Genomic DNA, 17,666 nt, shown 5'->3' with positions numbered 1-17,666 from the left:
CTAGTGCGCATATGTCTGCAGGGGGCAGGTGAATGAACGTCGATGTCGGTAGCGGGGCGGTTGTCGATCTCAGTCAGACTCAGCAACATTCTGTTGCAGTCATCGGCATAGGATGCCGTTTCCCCGGCGCGATCGATGACGCACAGTCTTACTGGAAGTTTCTTCTGGAAAAGAAATGCGCAATCATCGATATCCCTTCGGATCGGTGGAACATTGATGCCTTCTACGATCCCAATCCTGATGCTCCCGGCAAAATGCGCACGCGCTGGGGCGGGTTTCTGACCAACGACGTCTTCGGGTTCGACCCGGCTTTCTTCGATATGTCGCCGCGGGAAGTGACGTCGATGGACCCGCAGCAGCGCTTGGCTTTGCAGATTGCCTTCGAGGCGGTCCAGGATGCCGGCCGCGCGCTTTCTGACCTGCAAAGCGTTCGCACTGGCGTGTTCGTTGGCATATCGACCAATGATTTCGCACAGAATTTGCGGCGAGGACGCGCAGGCGGTGGCGACATCTTCGCCGGCACCGGTTCCGCATTCTCCATTGCCGCCAATCGGATCTCGCACCGCTTCGACTTGAAGGGACCAAGCATCGCCGTTGATACGGCCTGCTCGTCGGCTCTCGTGGCTATCGATCAGGCTGTCCGTCACCTCAGCATGGGAACCTGCGAGATGGCGTTGGCCGGGGGTGTCAACTGCATGCTCGATCCGGCACCGTTCGTGGCCTTTTCCAGTGCCAACATGCTGTCGCCGACGGGCGGCATCTATACGTTCGACGAACGGGCCGACGGCTTCGTCCGCGGTGAAGGGTGCGGCATTGTGTTGTTGAAGCCGCTTGCGCGCGCGATCGCCGATGGGGATCGCATCTATGGTGTGATCCGTCATTCGATGGTCAATCAGGATGGCTACACGCCCACGCTGACTGCGCCCAACGGCAAGGCCCAGCAAGCGATGTTGGAGGCGCTTGCGGAAGGTGCTTCCATCGATCCCGCCGACGTCGACTATGTCGAGGCTCACGGGACCGGCACACCGGTCGGAGATCCAATCGAGGCTGCAGCCATCGGTCGTGTTTTCGGCGTGAGCGGACGGGCCAAGCCGCTTCCCGTCGGCTCCTTCAAGCCAAATCTTGGGCATTTGGAGTCGGCGTCGGGCATTGCAGGCTTTATCAAGGCCCTGCTCACGGTCTCGCATGGGCTCGTTTCGCCAAACCGCAACTTCGACCGTCCGAACCCCGGCATTCCGTTCGATGCGCTCAACATCACCGTGCCCGTCGAGCCGGCCGCAATCGAGCATGACGCACGCCCTACCTTGGCTGTGGTCAATTCGTTTGGCTTCGGTGGCACGAACGCCTCCGTCCTGGTTGAAGGTTGGGGCGGAATCCCCTCGCGTGCTTACAGGACCGCAAGGTCTCCCCAACCCGATCATCCCATCGCCATCCCGATTTCAGCCGGAAGCGCAAAGGGGCTGGAGCTGTGGGCGCAACGTCTGGCCGACGAACTCGAGGACGAAGGGTCGCTCGCCGACACGCCGATCGAGGATATCGCCGATCAACTGCGCCAGACGCGCGACCATTTCGACCAGCGAGCGGCGTTGATTGCAGAGCCCGAACGGTCTGCCCTGCGGACACAGTTGCGCAGCCTCGCGAAGGGAGAGATCGCCCAGGCCTCTGCCGGGCCGACCGTCATCACCGGCCGCGCCGCCGGTCGGCGTCTGGCCATGCCCTTCTCCGGCCAGGGCGGCCAATGGTGGGCGATGGCGCGGCGCCTGCTGAAGGAAGATTTTGCCTTCCGTCGAACCGCCGACATGTTCGACGAGGTGCTTCGACCCATGGTTGGATGGTCTACCGTCACGGAGATGCTTCGAGATGAAGCAACGTCGCGCATCAACGACGCGGACGTGACGCAAGCATCGATCTTCGCCACGCAGATCGCCCTCTACGAGCGCTGGACGACGAAGGGGTTCAAGCCGGAGCTTCTTGTCGGCCACAGCTTCGGCGAGGTGGCCGCGACTTATGTCTCGGGCGTCATCGATATCGAGACCGCGGGCCGGATAATTGCCAAGCGTGGCCTCATCCCGCTGAAGAGCGAGCGGCGCGGAGCGATGGCCACGATCGGGCTGACCGTGGACCAGCTCGAGCCCTATTTGCCGGGCGACGACAGTGTGGTCATCGCCGCTTACAACGGGCCGATTGCGCAAACAATCTCCGGCATGGAGGAAGCCGTCCTCGACGTGCTGGCAAAGGTTGCGGAGGCTTATCCAGACGCAACGGCCCGGCGCATGACCATGGATTTCGGCTGGCACAGCGCGCATCTGGAAGACTGCAAGGAGTGGTTCCTAAGCGAGCTTGGCCCGGTCGCCTGGAAGGAAGGCAGCCTGCCGATCGTTTCGACCGTCACCGGCATGTTCGAAACGAAGTTCGACGCCGAATATTGGTGGGCCAATTTGCGCCAGCCCGTCAGTTTCACCAAGGCGCTGGCATTCACTCTCGACTATGGCGTCAACGCCTTTCTGGAGATCGGTCCGCACCGCACGCTTACGCCACTGATCCGCGGCATTTCGCAGGAACGGGGGGCGGACGTCGTTGCAATCAACTCGCTCGATCGTGCCGCCGACGATTTCTGGACCCTGGCGCGGGCAGAGGGCCATCTGCACGTGTCCGGGGTTGACCCGCAACGGCTGCAATCGGTCGCCGGCAAAGCGGCCGTGCCGCGCATGCCTTGGAACAACCAGCATCTGGTGAACATGTCCGAGGAAACCAGGAGTTTCCTCTTCGAAGCGCCCCGCAATCCCTTGCTCGGCTGGCGCGACTTCTCCTCGGCTCCGTCCTGGACAAACGAGGTCACGCTGCGGGGCTTCAAGTTCCTGGCCGATCACCGGGTCAGCGGCGATTGCCTGTTTCCGGCCGTCGGCTACATCGAAATCATGGGCGCGGCATTGCGCGACCATTTTGGCTGCCCGGCTGTGGAATTGCGCGATTTCAGGCTGCACGAGGCGCTATCCATCACCGAAGACGATGTCATCCTGTTTTCGACGATTTTCGACCCTGTTGCCGCCAAGCTTCGGATTTCGACGCTCCACCGCGGCTCGCAGGAGGGCTGGAGGCTGCGTGCGGAGGCTTATGGCTTCGGCCACCATTACGAGCTTCCCCCTGCTGCCGAGGACTTTCTGGAGAGCCGCCGGGGCCTTACCGATCGAAGCGAATTCTATCGCCTCGTCGAACGGCATGGTCTCGATTACGGCCCAACCTTTCAATCTCTGGACAGTCTCGACATCCAGGGTGATCGGGCGTCGGCTCGGCTGTCAGTACGTGACACGGAGACCGCGCAAAGATATTTCGCCTTTCCCGGGTTGTTGGATGCAGCGTTGCAGGCCGGCATCGGCTTGTCTTCCCGCCGCGATGGCCTGTGGGTTCCGGGACAGCCGCTCCCACCGGAGGGGGATGACAAGACCGAGTACAGGCTGAGGCTTCCGACCGGCGCACGCAAGATCATGCTAAAATCCGCGATGACGGCGGAAGTCCGGGTCGACATCGAGCCGAGCTTTGAGCCGGACTCCATGCGTTTCAGCGTCTTCTCGGCGGATGGCGAGCCTCTTATCGTAATCGACGACTTGCAGACCAAGTCGCTCGGCAGGATCAGGGGGGCACGCCCGGCAGGGGGGGCAGGCGCAAGCGCCTTCGAGGAGCACTTCATCCGGCAGGAGCCCAGACCGGCGAGCGACTCTGCTCGCTGCGCGCGTTGGGTTCTGATGGGCAATGGGAGCAGGCGCCTCGAGCCGACCATGGCAGATCTGGCCAGGCGCGGACTCATGGCCGAACTTGCCGACCCGTCACTGCTGCTGGACCTGGAGTCCGAGAAGGCGTTCGCGTCGATCCAGGCTCTGATGGCCGCGTCGGAGGCCAGGTCAGGTGTCCTGTTCAGCGCCTTGGTGTCCGACAGTCTCGACGAAATGTGCGACGGGACAGAGCTTATGGCCGCAATCACGCCTGTGGTCCACCAGCTGATCGCCCTGGCAAGAATTCTCGAACGCATGGCCGATAGCATCAGCGCAAAGCCGGAACTGGTTGTCATCACCTCGGCGAGCCGGGCCGTGGAAGACGATGCACCGATGTCCATTCAGGGCCTGTGTGAAAGTGCGCTGATCGGCGTGGCGCGCACATTGGCCAATGAGTGCAAAGGCTTCAGCGTCCGTCTCATCGACGCGGACGCCTCAGCCCTGAGTTCGGCTACCGCGCTTAGCGACGTCCTGCTGGAAGACACGGCGGAAACGGAATTCGTTCTGCGTGGCGAGCAGCGCTACGTACCACGTTTGGAACAGCTCGCCTTGCAGGAACTCGCCCCATCGTCGCGTAAGATCGAGACAGAGGGCGACGCGTCAAATTTCGCCGTCACCATGACCAGGCCCGGCACTATCGACAACATCGTGCTGCGTGAGACGGCTGAGCCGAATTTAGGACCGGATGAGGCCCTGGTTGAAATTGCGGCTGTCGGTCTGAATTTTCGCGACATCATGGCCGCGACGGCGATCCTGCCGGGGGAACTCGAGAATGATGACGCTTACTGGCGCAATCTCGGCCTGGAATTTTCCGGCATTGTTCGAAAGGTCGGTTCAGCTGTAACCAATGTCGTGCCAGGCGACCGCATTATGGGCATGGGCAAGGGATATTTGCGACGTTTCGCCAAGGTTCACGCCGACTACGTCATGCGTGTGCCCGATCGGCTCGACTTGAGAGAAGCCGCGACCCTGCCGACGGCTTTTCTCACCGCTCACTACGCCCTCGACCACGTTGCCAGGTTGGGGCGAGGGGAAACTGCGCTGATCCATCTGGCTTCGGGCGGCGTTGGGCTGGCTGCGGTACAGGTTGCCCGAGATCGGGGCGCGTCGGTGTTTGGGACAGCGGGCAGCGAGACGAAGCGCGCCTTTCTCGGTGCGTTGGACCTGGACAAGGTGATGAATTCCCGCTCGCTCGACTTCGCTGATGAGGTGCGTGCAGCGACCCGCGGACGAGGCGTCGACGTGGTGCTGAACGCGCTGTCTGGCAGCGGCATCGACAAAAGTCTGGAGTGCCTGGCGCCATTTGGCCGCTTGGTCGAGATCGGCAAGCGCGACTTGGCGGAAGACAAACCCATCGGGCTTCGCTCGCTTTACCGCAACAACACCTATTCGGTCATCGACCTGTCGACACTGCCGATCGAGAAGCCGGATCTTTTCAAGCAACTCCTCGTCGAGGTGGAGGCAAAGATTGCTGCGGGGACCTACAGGCCGCTCGAGGCGACGCGGTTTCCCGCATCATCCGTGGCGGACGCCATGCGGTTGCTGTCGAGGGCTCAGCATATCGGCAAGGTGGTCGTCACCTTGGACGAGCGGGTGATCGACGTCGAACTCGATCTTCAACGCGGGTTCGAGGCGTCGGCCAAGGGGTCATACCTGGTCACCGGCGGGCTCAAGGGCTTTGGCGTTGCGGTCGCTGATTGGCTAAGCAAGTCTGGCGCCGGAACGCTGATCCTGGCCAACCGCAGCGGCATGCCGGATGCCGAAGCCGCCGATGCCATCAAGCTCATGGAGCAGCGCGGCACCCGCATTGTGTGCGCCAAGTTGGACGTGTGCGATGCGGCGGCCGTGGACAGGTTGATCGGGCAATATGCGGCAGGGGAGCATCGATTGCATGGCATCGTCCATGGCGCTGCCGTCATAGAGGACGCCTTCATCTCGCAGCTCGACGCCGAAAAGATCGACCGCGTGCTGAGGCCAAAAATCGCCGGCGGCTGGAACTTGCACGTATCGAGCCTGAAACACGGCGTGGACCTCGATTTCCTGGTGAATTTTTCATCCATCGCCCAGATTATCGGCTCGGTGGGGCAAGCCAACTACACCGCGGCCAACTCCGTGCTGAATGCGATCGCCAGTTATCGGCGAAGCCGCGGAATGTCCGGTTCGTCAGCCGCATGGGGCATGATTGCCGGAAGCGGCTTCGTCGCCAGGTCGGAGGCTGTGACCAACTATCTCGATAGTGTGGGCATCAAGCCGGTGCAGGATACGGAGGCCGCCGCAGCCCTGGCCTATTTGCTGCGCGCGAGATCGGAAAATCTCGGCCTTGCCAATCTCGACTGGACTGCGATCGCACGCGCAAACCCGGCAGCAGCGTCAAATCCGAGGATTTCACATTTGCTGGGCGAGCGCAGCGGTGGTCGGTCCCGCATCCAGGCCGACCTGGCCGCTGCCCCGCGCGAAGCGTGGAACGGCTTGCTCGCGGAAATGATCCGGCGTGAAGTAGCTAAGGTCTTGAAGGTCGAAGCCGGCGCGCTGGCGGATGACCGCAAACTCAGCGAACTCGGGCTGGATTCGCTCTCATCGTTCGAACTGAAGAACCGCGTTGAGGCCCAGGTCGAAGTCGATATTCCTGTCGCCAAGTTCCTGCAGGCGCCGACGATCGCCGGCTTGTCGAGCCTCGTTGCTTCGGCATTCGAGGCGAAGCTCAGGATCTCCCAGCAGCTGGCCACTGCGCACGCCAAAACAGAGATAGCTGTTATCCCAGATGCCTTCCGGCCGCTGGCCCGGCAGGTCCATGCGATCCGGCTCGATACAAGACCGATGTCGTCGCCGGTGGCCAAGGCAAACAACCAGATCCTGGTCGTCGCCAAGGCAAGCCCGGGTATGCAGCCGGGCGCGCTTTCGGCAGGGCTGGTCCGGTTGGCCGAGCGCAACGATTCGCTGCGAATGAGAGGTTCGCTATCGGCCAATGGCGAGGTGCAGATCAACTTCGATGCCGAGCCGGTCCTCGAACTCCTGCCGTCGGGCGTTCGCCTCGGGGATATCGAGCTGCCTGGCCCTCTGTGGCGCGTTGGCGTCTCGTCGGGGCCCGACGGATGTTATGACTTGCAGGTGAGGGCGCACCGCGCCGCCGCGGACAACGTCTCGGTCAATCTCATCGTGGCGCAGTTGATACGGTCGAGCGGCGCGGCAGCTGAAATGGCTCGCAGCTTCGCCCATTATGCTCGAACCGATCAGGCCGAGCCTGGCTCTCCCGGTCATCGCCGTGACACCGCCTATTGGAAAGAGATCCTCCACAACGCACCGACGATCGTTTCCATCCCCGGGCGGCGCCGAGCCGCGGCACCGGCCGGTATGGGATCGAACAGGGGCAGGATTGGCATCTTGGAAGCCACGCTTTCCACCGGAAACCCTGCCGGTGTACCAAGGCCGGCAGGCGCGGTCTTTGCGGCGGCTTACGCGAAGGCTTTGGCCAGTCATTTCTGTGTTGACGCGCTCATCCTCGACAAGTGGTTCAGCGAGCGAGGCGACACAGGCACCGACGGTCTCATAGGCCCGCTGGAGAGTTCCTATCCGATTGTGTTGCGCACCGATGATGCCCGCTCGGGCCTCCTCAGGCAGATCGAACTGGCCGACGGCAACGGTCGCACACACCGGCAGATGGATACTGCATCGATCGAGCTGGCTTTCGAGGAAGACCTGCGCCGGCGCCACATCGACCTGCGGCAATTCGGTTTCGCCCTTCTCGACCACAACTCGGCCAGTTCGACCGAAGCGCCGGGCTTCGACGCGGTCCCTGTCGGTGCCCACGAGGTCCACCTCGCGGTGCTTGTTCGCGATGCAGATTTGCGCATCCAGCTGAGCGTCGACTTCGACGTTCTCGACGAAACCGCAGCCGAGCGGCTCGTCGAAACCTATGTCCGCGAGCTTGGCGAACTATTGGCAGGCTCCGCACATGCAGGTCTGGAAGACGCGCGCTGGAAGCAGGGCGATTGGTTCGCCGGACACCAACCCCCCATTCAGGGCAGAAGCTCGCCCCTCGGCGGCATTGCCAATGTCGAGCGTGAAATACCGGTGACCAGCACGCAATCGGCGCTGCTGTGGTTTCAGGACCATCCGGAAGCCACCCCGCTTGCACGCATCGCCTTCACGGTCAGCAAGGAGCTCAAAATCCGTCCGCAGATGGATGTCGATCGTCTGAAAAAGGCAATCGAAGTGGTCATGACCCGCCATGATGTGATGCGCACCCGCTTCTTCCCAAAAGGCGACCGCTACGGCGCCTATCTGGAACGGAGGCCGACCGACTTCTTTTCGGTCGAACACGCGGCGGATGAGGCTGATGCCATGCAGCGCGCGAGCGAACTCGCACAGGAGAGCATCGATATCGCAAGCCCGATGTTTCGCATCACCCTCATTCGCTTTGGCGCCGAATGCGACATCATCATTGCCAAGGGACACCATCTTGTCCTCGATGGCTACTCGCTGGGGCTGATCCTGGAAGAATCGGTCAAGGCCTATCTTGGCCTTCCGCTCGACCCCGTCCACATCAACATCGATCAGTTCATTCGCGACTTCGACCATGTCGGGAGGCCCGGTTCATTCGAGGGTCGTGACGTCTTCCTGCGCAAAATATTCGCCGAGCCATTGCCGGAAATCCCGAACCTCGGGCGCAAGGCCAAAGGACATCGGCCGAACGTCGATCTCGTGGATTGCAGCCTAGGCGCGGAAGTGTCGCTTTCGATTCCTCGCCGACAGCGCGAAATATTGCAGAGACGGGCTAAGGACGCGGGGACTACGGAAGTCGCCATGGTCATCGCTGCCTTCGCGCAGATGGTTGCGGCTCGCGGCGGTGTCGATGACATGATCCTGCAGGTTCCTTCGGCCTTGCGCCACGACCGGCGCCTGGAAAACTACGTGAATTTCGTCGCCTCCGATCTGCCGGTGCGCGTGCGCCCTCCCGCCTTCAAGACGCTGGAGGCGTTGGCTGCGGCAATTCGGGACCAGGTCGACGAAGCCACACAATTCGCCCCCTTCATGGACGCCAACTATTTTGGCGAGCTTCACGACGAGGTCGTTGCGAAGGGTTCCTATACGGCCCTTTTTGTCGTGGGCAGCCGGACAGTCGACAAATGGACCCGCGGCACACAATCTGCCGCGCTGCAGCGCTCGAATGCGACGGGCGAACTCGATCTTGGCATGTTCAAGGTCACCCCGTTGCCCGACATGCGCAGAGAGCGACCCTGTATAAGCGAGATGGATTTTCGCAGCTTCCCGACAAAGGACGGCCTTGGCCTGGCCTTGACATTCGACACGATGGGCTATGACCATGCGGAAGCAGACGATATTCTGCGCGACGTCGCGGAGCGGCTGCTGGCCGGTCAGTGGGCTGCAGAGCCGGTCGAACAGGCGGCGGTCTGATGGCAACGCACCCAGGCAGGAGTGGAGCCGGCCAAGCCGGAGCGGGGTAGGGGCACTTGGTTCGGTTGATCTCAACCTTGCTCGCCGTTGTGGCGGCAATAGGCGTGTTCTCGGGCTGGTACATCTGGCCGGCGAATGTCGAGGCCTATGTTGCCACGCAGCGCTCGCTCGCGCGCGAAGTTGCCGGGCCGGGCCTGTTGGGTGCCACCAACCAAGTCGTGGTGACGGCACGCATTCAAGCCTTTCTTGCCGAGGTCCTTGTCGACCAGAATGATCAGGTGGGGACCGGACAGGTCCTAGCCACTCTCAACGCCACGGATCTTCAATACCAGCTTGCGGCAGCCATCGCCAACGAACGGGCGGCGGCCGAAACGGTGCGCGAGTCGGAGCTTGAGCGTGACCGACTTGCCATTGCGGCCGCCGCCGCCAAAGCCGATCTCGAACGCCGGAGGATCTTGCTCGCGCGCAAGTCGGTTTCTCAATCCGACTTCGACCTGACCGAAAGCACACAAAAGCAGGCGGAAGCCGAGATGGCGCGCGCGGTCGTCACGATAGAGCGGTCGAAGGCTCAGTCGGCGAAAGCGTCAGCCGAAGTCGAGCAACTGCGGAGCCGGGTTGCCGAAACCTCCATCCGATCGCCCGTGGAGGGTGTGGTCGTGTCCCGCAGCCGCACGGTGGGCGATCTCTTGTCGCCTGGTGTCGAATTGATGCAGATCGTCGATCCCAAGTCGCTCCTGGTCTTCGCTAGATTCGATGAATCCGCCATGGCATCGCTGCACCCGGGCCAGACGGCGAAGGTAACGTTCTCGTCCAATCCGCAGCGATCATATGCTGCCTCCATTTTGCGCATAGGCCGCCAGGTCGACCAGGAGACACGTGAATTCACGGTCGACCTCAGGCTCGAGGAGGTGCCGGCAAGCTGGGCTGTCGGACAGCGCGCGAACGTGGTTATCCAGGCTCAATCGCCGGCCCCGGGCCTAGCCATTCCGCAGCACTTCCTGGCGCGGGACCAAGGTCGCGTCGGTCTCTGGGTTGCCCGCAACGGCCGAGCCTACTGGACGCCGGTCTCGCTTGGCTATTCCAGCGGCACAGACATTGAGATCACGCGGGGCCTTGCTGTCGGCGACGTCGTGCTGAACCCGATCGGACGCTTTCAATATCAAGCGGTCACCGTGGCGGCGCCTGCCCAATGAGTCTGGCGCTCAAGGACATCAGGCACAATCTTCTGCGGTTCGTCCTCACCGTCTTCGGCGTCGGCCTGCTCATGGCGGCGACGATCGGAATGCTGGGCATGTATCGTGGTATTGTCCATGAGGCGCTTGTTGTCATCGACGGTATTGGCGCCGATCTCTGGGTGGTAGAGGGCGGCAAGTCCGGTCCCTTCGGCGAATCCTCTGCCGTCCCGGCCAACCTCGATCGCCGCGTGGCGGGCGTGGCCGGGGTCGCCGGAACGCGAAGATTTATCCAGTACAATCAACAGTTCACACTCGACGGATTGCCGCTCAGAATGTCGATCACCGGTGTCGACTTCCCCAGCGACAGTGGCAGCTGGATACCATTGATCGCCGGACGCTATTTTCAATCCAACCGCTATGAAGCGATTGCCGACAAGACCCTGGGGCTTTCGGTTGGCGATGAAGTGCGGCTTGGCCGCGATACTTATACGATCGTAGGCGTCTCGGCGGGACAGGTCGACATGGGAGGCGACGGCCTGCTGTTCGTGACCATCGCGGATGCCCAGGTGATCAACCGGCTGTTGCCAAGCGAAGCGATACTCCTCAACCGCGCTGCCAAGGGCAAAACCCGCATGGGGCTGGGCGATGACACCGGAAGTGTCGCCGCCGTGATCGTCGAGACTTTGCCCGGCGCCGATATGGAGGTCGTGCGTGACACGATCAAACGCTGGGGCGATGTCGAGGTGCTGACCAAGAAGGATCAGGAGACGCTGTTGCTGGACGGGCGCCTAGGCAAGCTGCGGATCCAGATCCTGGCATTCACGACGATGACGCTGCTCATCTGCTGCGCCGTCATCGCCTTGACCATCTACACGATGACCATCGAGAAAGTTGCACAGATCGCGTTGCTTAAGCTTATCGGCGCGCGCGACCGGGTGATCATCGGTATGATCGCCCAGCAGGCGGCGCTTATCGGCTTTTGCGGCCTCGTCCTGGCCATCGCGATTTCATTTACCATCTATCCGAGATTTCCCAGGAGTGTCGTCATTACCGAGGCCGATCTCGGCGTCCTGTCGGCGGTGCTGATGGCGCTCAGTCTCTCCGCAAGTTGGTTTGCCATACGCCGGGCTCTGGCGGTCCGGGCGCAGGACGTGCTCGCTTGATGTCCACGCGTCGTCTGGCAACATTGGAGGTGCGCAACGTCAGCAAGATTTATGAGAGCGCCGGCTCGCGGATAACGGCCTTGGCTTCCGGCTCTCTCGCGCTCAGCCCCGGCACGGTCACCGGTATCGTCGGCCCGAGCGGCTCGGGCAAGACGACGTTGCTGATGATCGCGGGCCTGCTGGAAACTCCAACCGCCGGAGAGGTACTTTTCGACGGGAGGGTGATTTCCCGGCCGGGCTCTCGGCTTAACGACCTGCGCGCTTTCAGGCGGACGCATCTTGGCTTTGTGTTCCAGAAGGCAAACCTGATCCCTTTCCTCAATGCTGCCGACAATGTCGCCATCGCGATGCAACTCAATGATGTCGGGCACCAAAAGGCGCATGAGCGGGCCGGCCGCCTGCTCACCGCATTGGGCATGGGCGATCGCGGCGCCAACTATCCGGCCCAGCTTTCCGGCGGCGAACAGCAGCGCGTATCGATCGCCCGAGCGCTAGCCAACGATCCGACCGTAATTCTGGCCGATGAGCCGACCGCGGCCCTTGACGGCCAAAGAGCGGAGATGGTGATGAAGGTCTTTCGCCATCTCGCGGACACTCGTCAGGTCGCGATCTGCGTCGTCACCCATGATGTCAGGTGGGTCGGCTATTTCGATTCCAAGCTGGAACTCGAGGACGGCCGGGCGCGCTGAACCAGTTTCGGCCCAGGCCTGCTTTCCGCCCCTTCATTCCAGGATGCGCATCCAAGCACGCCATGAACGACACTCAGGGCGAAGCCGATGACGAAGTCAGCCGCCCTGAAAAGCGTGGCGCAACAAGGTGAGGAAAGCCCGTACGGCTGGGTTGGCGCGGCGGCTCTCAGGCCACAGGGCGGTGATATTGCTCCGCTGGACGGCGAAGTCGGAGAGCACCGCGACGAGTTCACCGCGCGCGACGTAGGGCGCGGCTATGAAGGATGCGCTGATGCCGATGCCGCCGCCGGCCGCCAGCATCGCAAGCACAGCGTCGCTCATGTCGACGCCGGCGGTGGGAATGATCTCGATCTCGCGGCCGCCAACCCAGAACGGCCAACGGAAGACCTGGCCCGTGCTTTGATACCGCAGGTTGACGAGTTCGTGGTCCTGCAGATCGTCTGGATGCGCCGGGGTTCCGCGCGCCGCCAGATAAGACGGCGACGCGAAGCAGCAGAGCCGATATGGGGGCAGTTTGCGCGACAGGAGGCTCGAGTCCGAGAGATCGCCGATGCGCACGGCCACGTCGATCCCTTCCTCGACGATGTCAACCATCCTGTCCGTCAGTCTCAGATCGACCGTGACCTTCGGGTGAAGCGCCCGGAACGACGGCAGCGCGGGCGCGATTACATGCAGCCCGATCGGCAATGACGCCGCCACTCGCAATGTTCCCGACGGTTCCGAGCGCGCCGTCATCGCGGCTTGCTCGATCTCCTCCGCTTCGCGCAACAGCCGGAGCGCACGCTCATGCAGGTCGCGGCCCTCCGGCGTCAGTACGAGCGAGCGGGTCGTGCGCGTAAAAAGTGGCACCCCAAGATGACGCTCGAGCCGCTGGATGCTCTTGCTGACGGCTGACGGCGAAACGGATAAGGAACGGGCGGCCGCGGTAAAGCTGCCCAAGGAACCGGCCCTTGCGAACGCGATCAGGCCGGTGAGCCGCTCCAGTGCCATTTGTTCCTTCACAGCACTATTGAAGAGCCATCGAGCAAAATTATCAACCGCCGGGAGCAGACTTATGTCCCTTGCCGGCGCTAACTTGCATGATGGAGATTCCAGATGACAAAGATGATGAAGGCGATCCGGCAGCATGAATTCGGCGGCCCGGACGTTCTGGTTTTCGAAGACGCCCCAATGCCGGAGGTGAAGCCCGGAGAAGTGCTGGTACGGGTCCACGCCGTCGGCCTCAATCCTCCCGACTGGTATCTGCGTGAAGGCTACAAGATGCTTCCACCCGAATGGCAGCCGCCTGTGTCCTTCCCGCTCATCCTCGGGACCGACATCTCCGGCGTCGTCGAGGCGGTGGCCAGCGATGTTACTGGTTTGTCCGTCGGGGACGAGGTCTATTCGATGGTCCGCTTTCCCTCTGGCCTCGCTGGCGACAGCAGGGCCTACGCCGAATATGTCAGCGTGCCGGCTTCCGAAGTCGCGATCAAGCCGGCCGCGATCGACCATTCACACGCCGCGGGAGCGCCAATGTCGCTGCTGACCGCCTGGCAGTTCCTGATCGAATTGGGTCATGATGTGGCGAACCCGCTCCAGCCAAGCCAGCACCGGCCGGTGCCGCTGGAGGGCAAGACCGTGCTCGTCAACGGGGCTGCGGGCGGCGTCGGACATTTCGCGGTGCAGATCGCCAGGCTGAAGGGCGCCCATGTCACCGCCGTGGCATCCGGCCAGCATGAGACGCTTCTGCGCGAACTCGGCGCCGATAGGTTCATCGACTATATCAGAACGGCTCCCGAAGACGTGGCGCATGACGTCGATCTGGTCATCGACGCCCTCGGCGGGCCGAACTCGGGGCGTTTTCTGCGCACTTTGAAGAAGGGCGGCGCATTGTTCCCGGTGTTTCCGCTGGGTTTCACTGGTGCCGAGGAAGCGGCGAAGCTGGGCGTAACGGTTTCAGCAACGCAGGTCCGCTCGAGCGGTGCGCAGTTGGCGGAGGTCGGGCGTTTGCTCGAAGATGGCTCGATCCGAGTGGTGCTCGACAGCACCTATCCGCTCGCCGAGGCCCGGCTGGCGCACGAAAGGGCGGCGCGAGGGCACATCCAGGGTAAGATCGTGCTCGAGGTAAAGTGATTGCTGCCTCGAAGCGCTTGTGGACCTGTCGAGGCGTCTCGTCGCCAATCTGATCGGACCGCAAGCGCCGGGCAACGCAGGGCGATAATCGCTCGCTTGCCCTGAGTTCTCTGACAACTGGCGACACGGAGGAAACTACTGGATCTTTGTCTCCCGGGCGGTCTTGACGTCGTTGAGTCCCTTCAGCGCGTCATGATTTCCCGTTCCCGCCGCAGCGCGGAAGACCTGCTCCGCATCGCCATACCGGCGCAGCTTCAAATAGGCATAACCGCGCAGCACCATCAGCCCGGTTCGCTCCGGCGCGATACGGGAGCGTTCGTCCAAAGCCATCAGCGCCTCCACATAGCGGCCCTGGTTGAATGCCGTTGTCGCCTGGTTCTCCAGAAGCAACGTTCGCACGCCGACGCTGCGGTCGGCATCCATCGGGGCCTTGGAGGCCGCCACGGCGGCCATGTCCGTGAGGCCGGCCCGCAAATAAGCCAGGCTCTGGCCGTAAGCGGCGTCGGCCTGCGTCTTGCCGGTGCCGCGCAGCGCGACCTCGAAGGCGGCAGCGGCCTCGACTGGCCGGTTTACGCCCATCAGGCACCAGGCGCGCGTCAGCGCCTGCTCCGGCGAAAGCGTGCTCGGATCGATTGACGTCAGGCACCCACGCGCTTGCGGGCTTGCCCTGCCGTCCGAGGCGGGCCTTGTCGGTTGCTCGACGGCGACGCGCTGGTCTTCATCCTGCGCGCGTGCGCGTGCCGCGTTCCTGGCTCGCCTGCCGACGGCCGCGGTCTCGACGCTGCGTTCGCCGACAGTCGGTATGCGCTCGGATCTCCCGATCCAGGCGGCTTGTATTTCCCTGGCGCCCGCCTTGTCGCCGGTTTTCCACAAGGACAAGGCTAGTCCATAAGCGGAGGGCTCGTCATCGGGTTTCCAGTCCAGGGCGAGCCTGAACCATTGGGCCGCGGTCTGCGACTGGCTTAACCCGTCGGCATACCAGCCCAGTTGCTGGGCCGCCGCCGGATCCTTGGCCGCGTAGATCGCCTGGACCATGCGTTGCAACACTTCGGGGGCCAGCGGCACCGGCGGCGTAACGGCCAGGAGATTGGCAACAGCGGCCAGGTAGACGCGCCGCACGTCGTCGTTGGCGTCGCGCCATTCGTAGAGGATCGCCTCGGCGTCGGCCGAGCGGGACTGCTGGATCAAGGCAAGTGCCAGCCCTTGCGAAGCCGCGGCCGTATTTTCTTTGTCGCGCGCCTTGCGGAACCAGGTTTCCGCATCTTTCGGGTTCTCTCGGCGCACATAGTACCAGCCCAGCAGCATGTCGTCGGATGCCAGACCGTCCTTATCGGCCAATGCCTTGACCGTCGCGATGTCCTCCGGCGAGATCACCAGCTTTGGGTCGGCATCGGCGTTCGCCAGGCTCTGGCGGGCAATGTCGCCGCGCACCGCTTCGAATTCACCCTTGCCGTCGGCGGTCTTGCGCTCGGTGGCGAGAAGCTGGTCGAGATCCTGCCGCGGAAGCAGTGGCAGCGCCTTCTGGATGGTCGCGACGCGTTCCTCCGGCTTCTTGCACGTGTTCAGTACGTACAGATACGCATCGCGGGCCCGGCCTTTGCGATCCGTATTCGCGAATGCTTCGGCGACCCGCCACAGCACGTCGACATCTCCGCATGTCAGCAGGCTGGCATTCGCCGATCCTATGCGGATGACGGCATCGTACTGCTTGAGATCGGAAGCGTTGACCAGCTGTTCCCTGGCCTCCGCGACGGCCAGCCGCTCGAGCAAATCCGCCGGAGGCTGCCAGCCGCTCTGTGCAGCCTGCCGGTCGGCAATCGCCTTGCGCACTTCCGCCAGCTTGTCTTCCGAATACAGCTTCCACATCTGGTCGAGCTGTGGATCGCCTCCCTGCCTGAAGGCCAGCGGGTTATCTGGCGGTGTCCATTCCGGATAGAGAGCCTTCAGCCGGGCGATTTCCGCCTCAAGCCGCCTGGTGTCGCCCTTGGCGGCAAAGTAGCGGAGCGCTGTCTCGTCGACTTTCGGCGCTGCCGCATCCGCTTGCGGCGCGGTTGCCGGTCCGCTTGACGCCGCCGGCGCAGCAGGTACGGGCGTGTCCTGCGCCGCTGGGGCCGGCGCCTGTTGCGCGACCGTGGTCGGTTGGCTGGAACCTCCCTGTGCCTGGTCTTCAACAGTTGCGTTGGGCGCAGTAGGGGGAACCGGCAGCGCACCGGAGTCCAGGTAACCCGCTTTGTGTATCACCAAAGCGCCAAGCGCCAAGATGCCGACGGCTATGAACAGGACCGGTTTCATAGACATTCCGGATGCTGACGCCTAGCGAAGGAAAGTGCCAGCAGCTGAAGGGTCGATGGATAATAGTCCGTCGGTGCAAATGACTGCATCTCGTCCGGCAAAGGCGTTCCATCGAGCACGCAAGACACGAGTGCTGGAATAATGCGATAGCCGACATCGGCGAGCGCCTGTCGTGCTTGCCCGAGGGCGATGTCGACGACAAGCACGCGCCCTTCCGCATCGCGCATATGCGTGACGAACGGCTCCAGCAAAGCGCGATCGCGGCTGCCGGCGCGAATGAGGTAAAGCGGAATGCGGAACGCGTTATAGCCGAATTCCTGGGGAAACCCGTCGGCAGGACGCGGCTTGGCTCTCAGCGAAACCCAATCCGGAGGCAGGCCCGACGGACCGATCTTCATGCTGGCCGCGAGTACTGTCTTGCCGCTGTCGGAAAGCTCCGACCACGGCCCGTCGGGCATGAGCTCCGCCATTGCGGGGAGCGCCTCGAAAACCCAGTAGGAAGGGTTGATCACCGGCCCGTCGGCTCGGTCAGCGGCCCCGAACCCCGAATTGCCCGGTTTGAGCAACACCAGGTCTCCCACCTTCTCGACGCCCCCGGCCGCAAGCGCAGCAGCGATACCGGCGGCCGCTGTGGTGAGATCCGGACGCTCCCAGGCGTGTCCTGCAAGCGCCAGCGCGTAGGCGATCAGCAGGTCGCCGTCAGTGGCGTTGTTGGCGTCCGTCACATGCGGTGTCGCGCCCGGTTCCCATTTCCAGGCAGCCAATCCGTCGTCCCGCAGCAGCATCTCAGTGCGGGTGAACGCCCAGATGCGATCGAAATCGCCGCGATTTTCGGCAAGGTAAGACAAGAGCAGACCGTATCCCTGTCCCTCACTATGGCTGATATTGCCATTCGCGTTGTCTACGATTCTTCCAGTCGGGTCGAGAAATTTTTCCCGGTAGAGAGCCCATTCCTTGGCCGTTACTGCCCCAGCCGCGAGCGCGGGCCGGGGACATGCAGCGATTACTGGCAACATGGCCGCAAGCGTCAGAAACAGGTATCGCGCGGAA

Annotated in this window: 8 protein-coding genes; 5 read left to right on the top strand and 3 right to left on the bottom strand. The window is 62.8% G+C overall.

Going from position 1 to position 17,666, the window contains the following annotated elements; translation table 11 throughout:
• Positions 1–32 precede the first annotated feature (32 nt).
• The 4 genes from LB513_RS01100 to LB513_RS01085 all read left to right on the top strand — a co-directional run bounded on the left by LB513_RS01100 (position 33) and on the right by LB513_RS01085 (position 12,212).
• Entirely contained in the window at positions 33–9,185 is a 9,153-nt protein-coding gene (locus LB513_RS01100) for a type I polyketide synthase (protein ID WP_224661599.1), read from the top strand.
• A 65-nt stretch (positions 9,186–9,250) separates the two neighbouring features.
• Positions 9,251–10,378, top strand: coding sequence for an efflux RND transporter periplasmic adaptor subunit (locus tag LB513_RS01095; protein WP_224661598.1), 1,128 nt, complete (start codon positions 9,251–9,253; stop codon positions 10,376–10,378).
• Complete coding sequence (locus tag LB513_RS01090) at positions 10,375–11,523, top strand: ABC transporter permease (protein WP_224661597.1); 1,149 nt, start codon at positions 10,375–10,377, stop codon at positions 11,521–11,523. The genes LB513_RS01095 and LB513_RS01090 overlap by 4 nt, the downstream gene beginning before the upstream one ends.
• Positions 11,523–12,212: an ABC transporter ATP-binding protein gene (locus LB513_RS01085; RefSeq protein ID WP_224661596.1), complete on the top strand. Its 690-nt coding sequence runs from the start codon at positions 11,523–11,525 to the stop codon at positions 12,210–12,212. Before LB513_RS01090 ends, LB513_RS01085 begins: the two co-directional genes overlap by 1 nt.
• 96 nt (positions 12,213–12,308) lie before the next feature.
• On the opposite strand, the gene LB513_RS01080 is transcribed toward LB513_RS01085, so the two are convergent.
• The gene (locus LB513_RS01080; protein WP_224661922.1) at positions 12,309–13,214 is read right to left on the bottom strand and encodes a LysR family transcriptional regulator; all 906 of its coding nucleotides are present in this window, start codon (positions 13,212–13,214) and stop codon (positions 12,309–12,311) included.
• Between the two features lie 93 nt (positions 13,215–13,307).
• Here LB513_RS01080 and LB513_RS01075 point away from each other — a divergent pair, with 93 nt between their 5' ends.
• On the top strand, positions 13,308–14,324 hold the full coding sequence (locus tag LB513_RS01075) for an NADP-dependent oxidoreductase (protein WP_224661595.1): 1,017 nt from the start codon (positions 13,308–13,310) through the stop codon (positions 14,322–14,324).
• A 135-nt stretch (positions 14,325–14,459) separates the two neighbouring features.
• Here the strand turns inward: LB513_RS01075 and LB513_RS01070 are convergent, their stop codons facing one another.
• Together LB513_RS01070 and LB513_RS01065 are read right to left on the bottom strand one after the other, a co-directional pair.
• On the bottom strand, positions 14,460–16,616 hold the full coding sequence (locus LB513_RS01070) for a tetratricopeptide repeat protein (protein ID WP_224661594.1): 2,157 nt from the start codon (positions 16,614–16,616) through the stop codon (positions 14,460–14,462).
• Positions 16,613–17,632, bottom strand: coding sequence for a glycosyl hydrolase family 8 (locus LB513_RS01065; RefSeq protein WP_224661593.1), 1,020 nt, complete (start codon positions 17,630–17,632; stop codon positions 16,613–16,615). The genes LB513_RS01070 and LB513_RS01065 overlap by 4 nt, the downstream gene beginning before the upstream one ends.
• Positions 17,633–17,666 lie beyond the last annotated feature (34 nt).

Source organism: Mesorhizobium sp. ES1-1 (genome assembly GCF_020164785.1).
Taxonomy (GTDB): Bacteria; Pseudomonadota; Alphaproteobacteria; order Rhizobiales; family Rhizobiaceae; genus Mesorhizobium.
The sequence above is the reverse complement of the archived record's forward strand: the minus strand, read 5'-3'. Positions and strand labels throughout refer to the sequence as shown.

Bases quoted from the DNA above. Each gene is read 5' to 3' on its own strand.
- LB513_RS01070 (WP_224661594.1), bottom strand. From the start codon at position 16,616: ATGAAACCGGTCCTGTTCATAGCCGTCGGCATCTTGGCGCTTGGCGCT.
- LB513_RS01090 (WP_224661597.1), top strand. From the start codon at position 10,375: ATGAGTCTGGCGCTCAAGGACATCAGGCACAATCTTCTGCGGTTCGTC.
- LB513_RS01065 (WP_224661593.1), bottom strand. From the start codon at position 17,632: ATGTTGCCAGTAATCGCTGCATGTCCCCGGCCCGCGCTCGCGGCTGGG.
- LB513_RS01085 (WP_224661596.1), top strand. From the start codon at position 11,523: ATGTCCACGCGTCGTCTGGCAACATTGGAGGTGCGCAACGTCAGCAAG.
- LB513_RS01075 (WP_224661595.1), top strand. From the start codon at position 13,308: ATGACAAAGATGATGAAGGCGATCCGGCAGCATGAATTCGGCGGCCCG.
- LB513_RS01100 (WP_224661599.1), top strand. From the start codon at position 33: ATGAACGTCGATGTCGGTAGCGGGGCGGTTGTCGATCTCAGTCAGACT.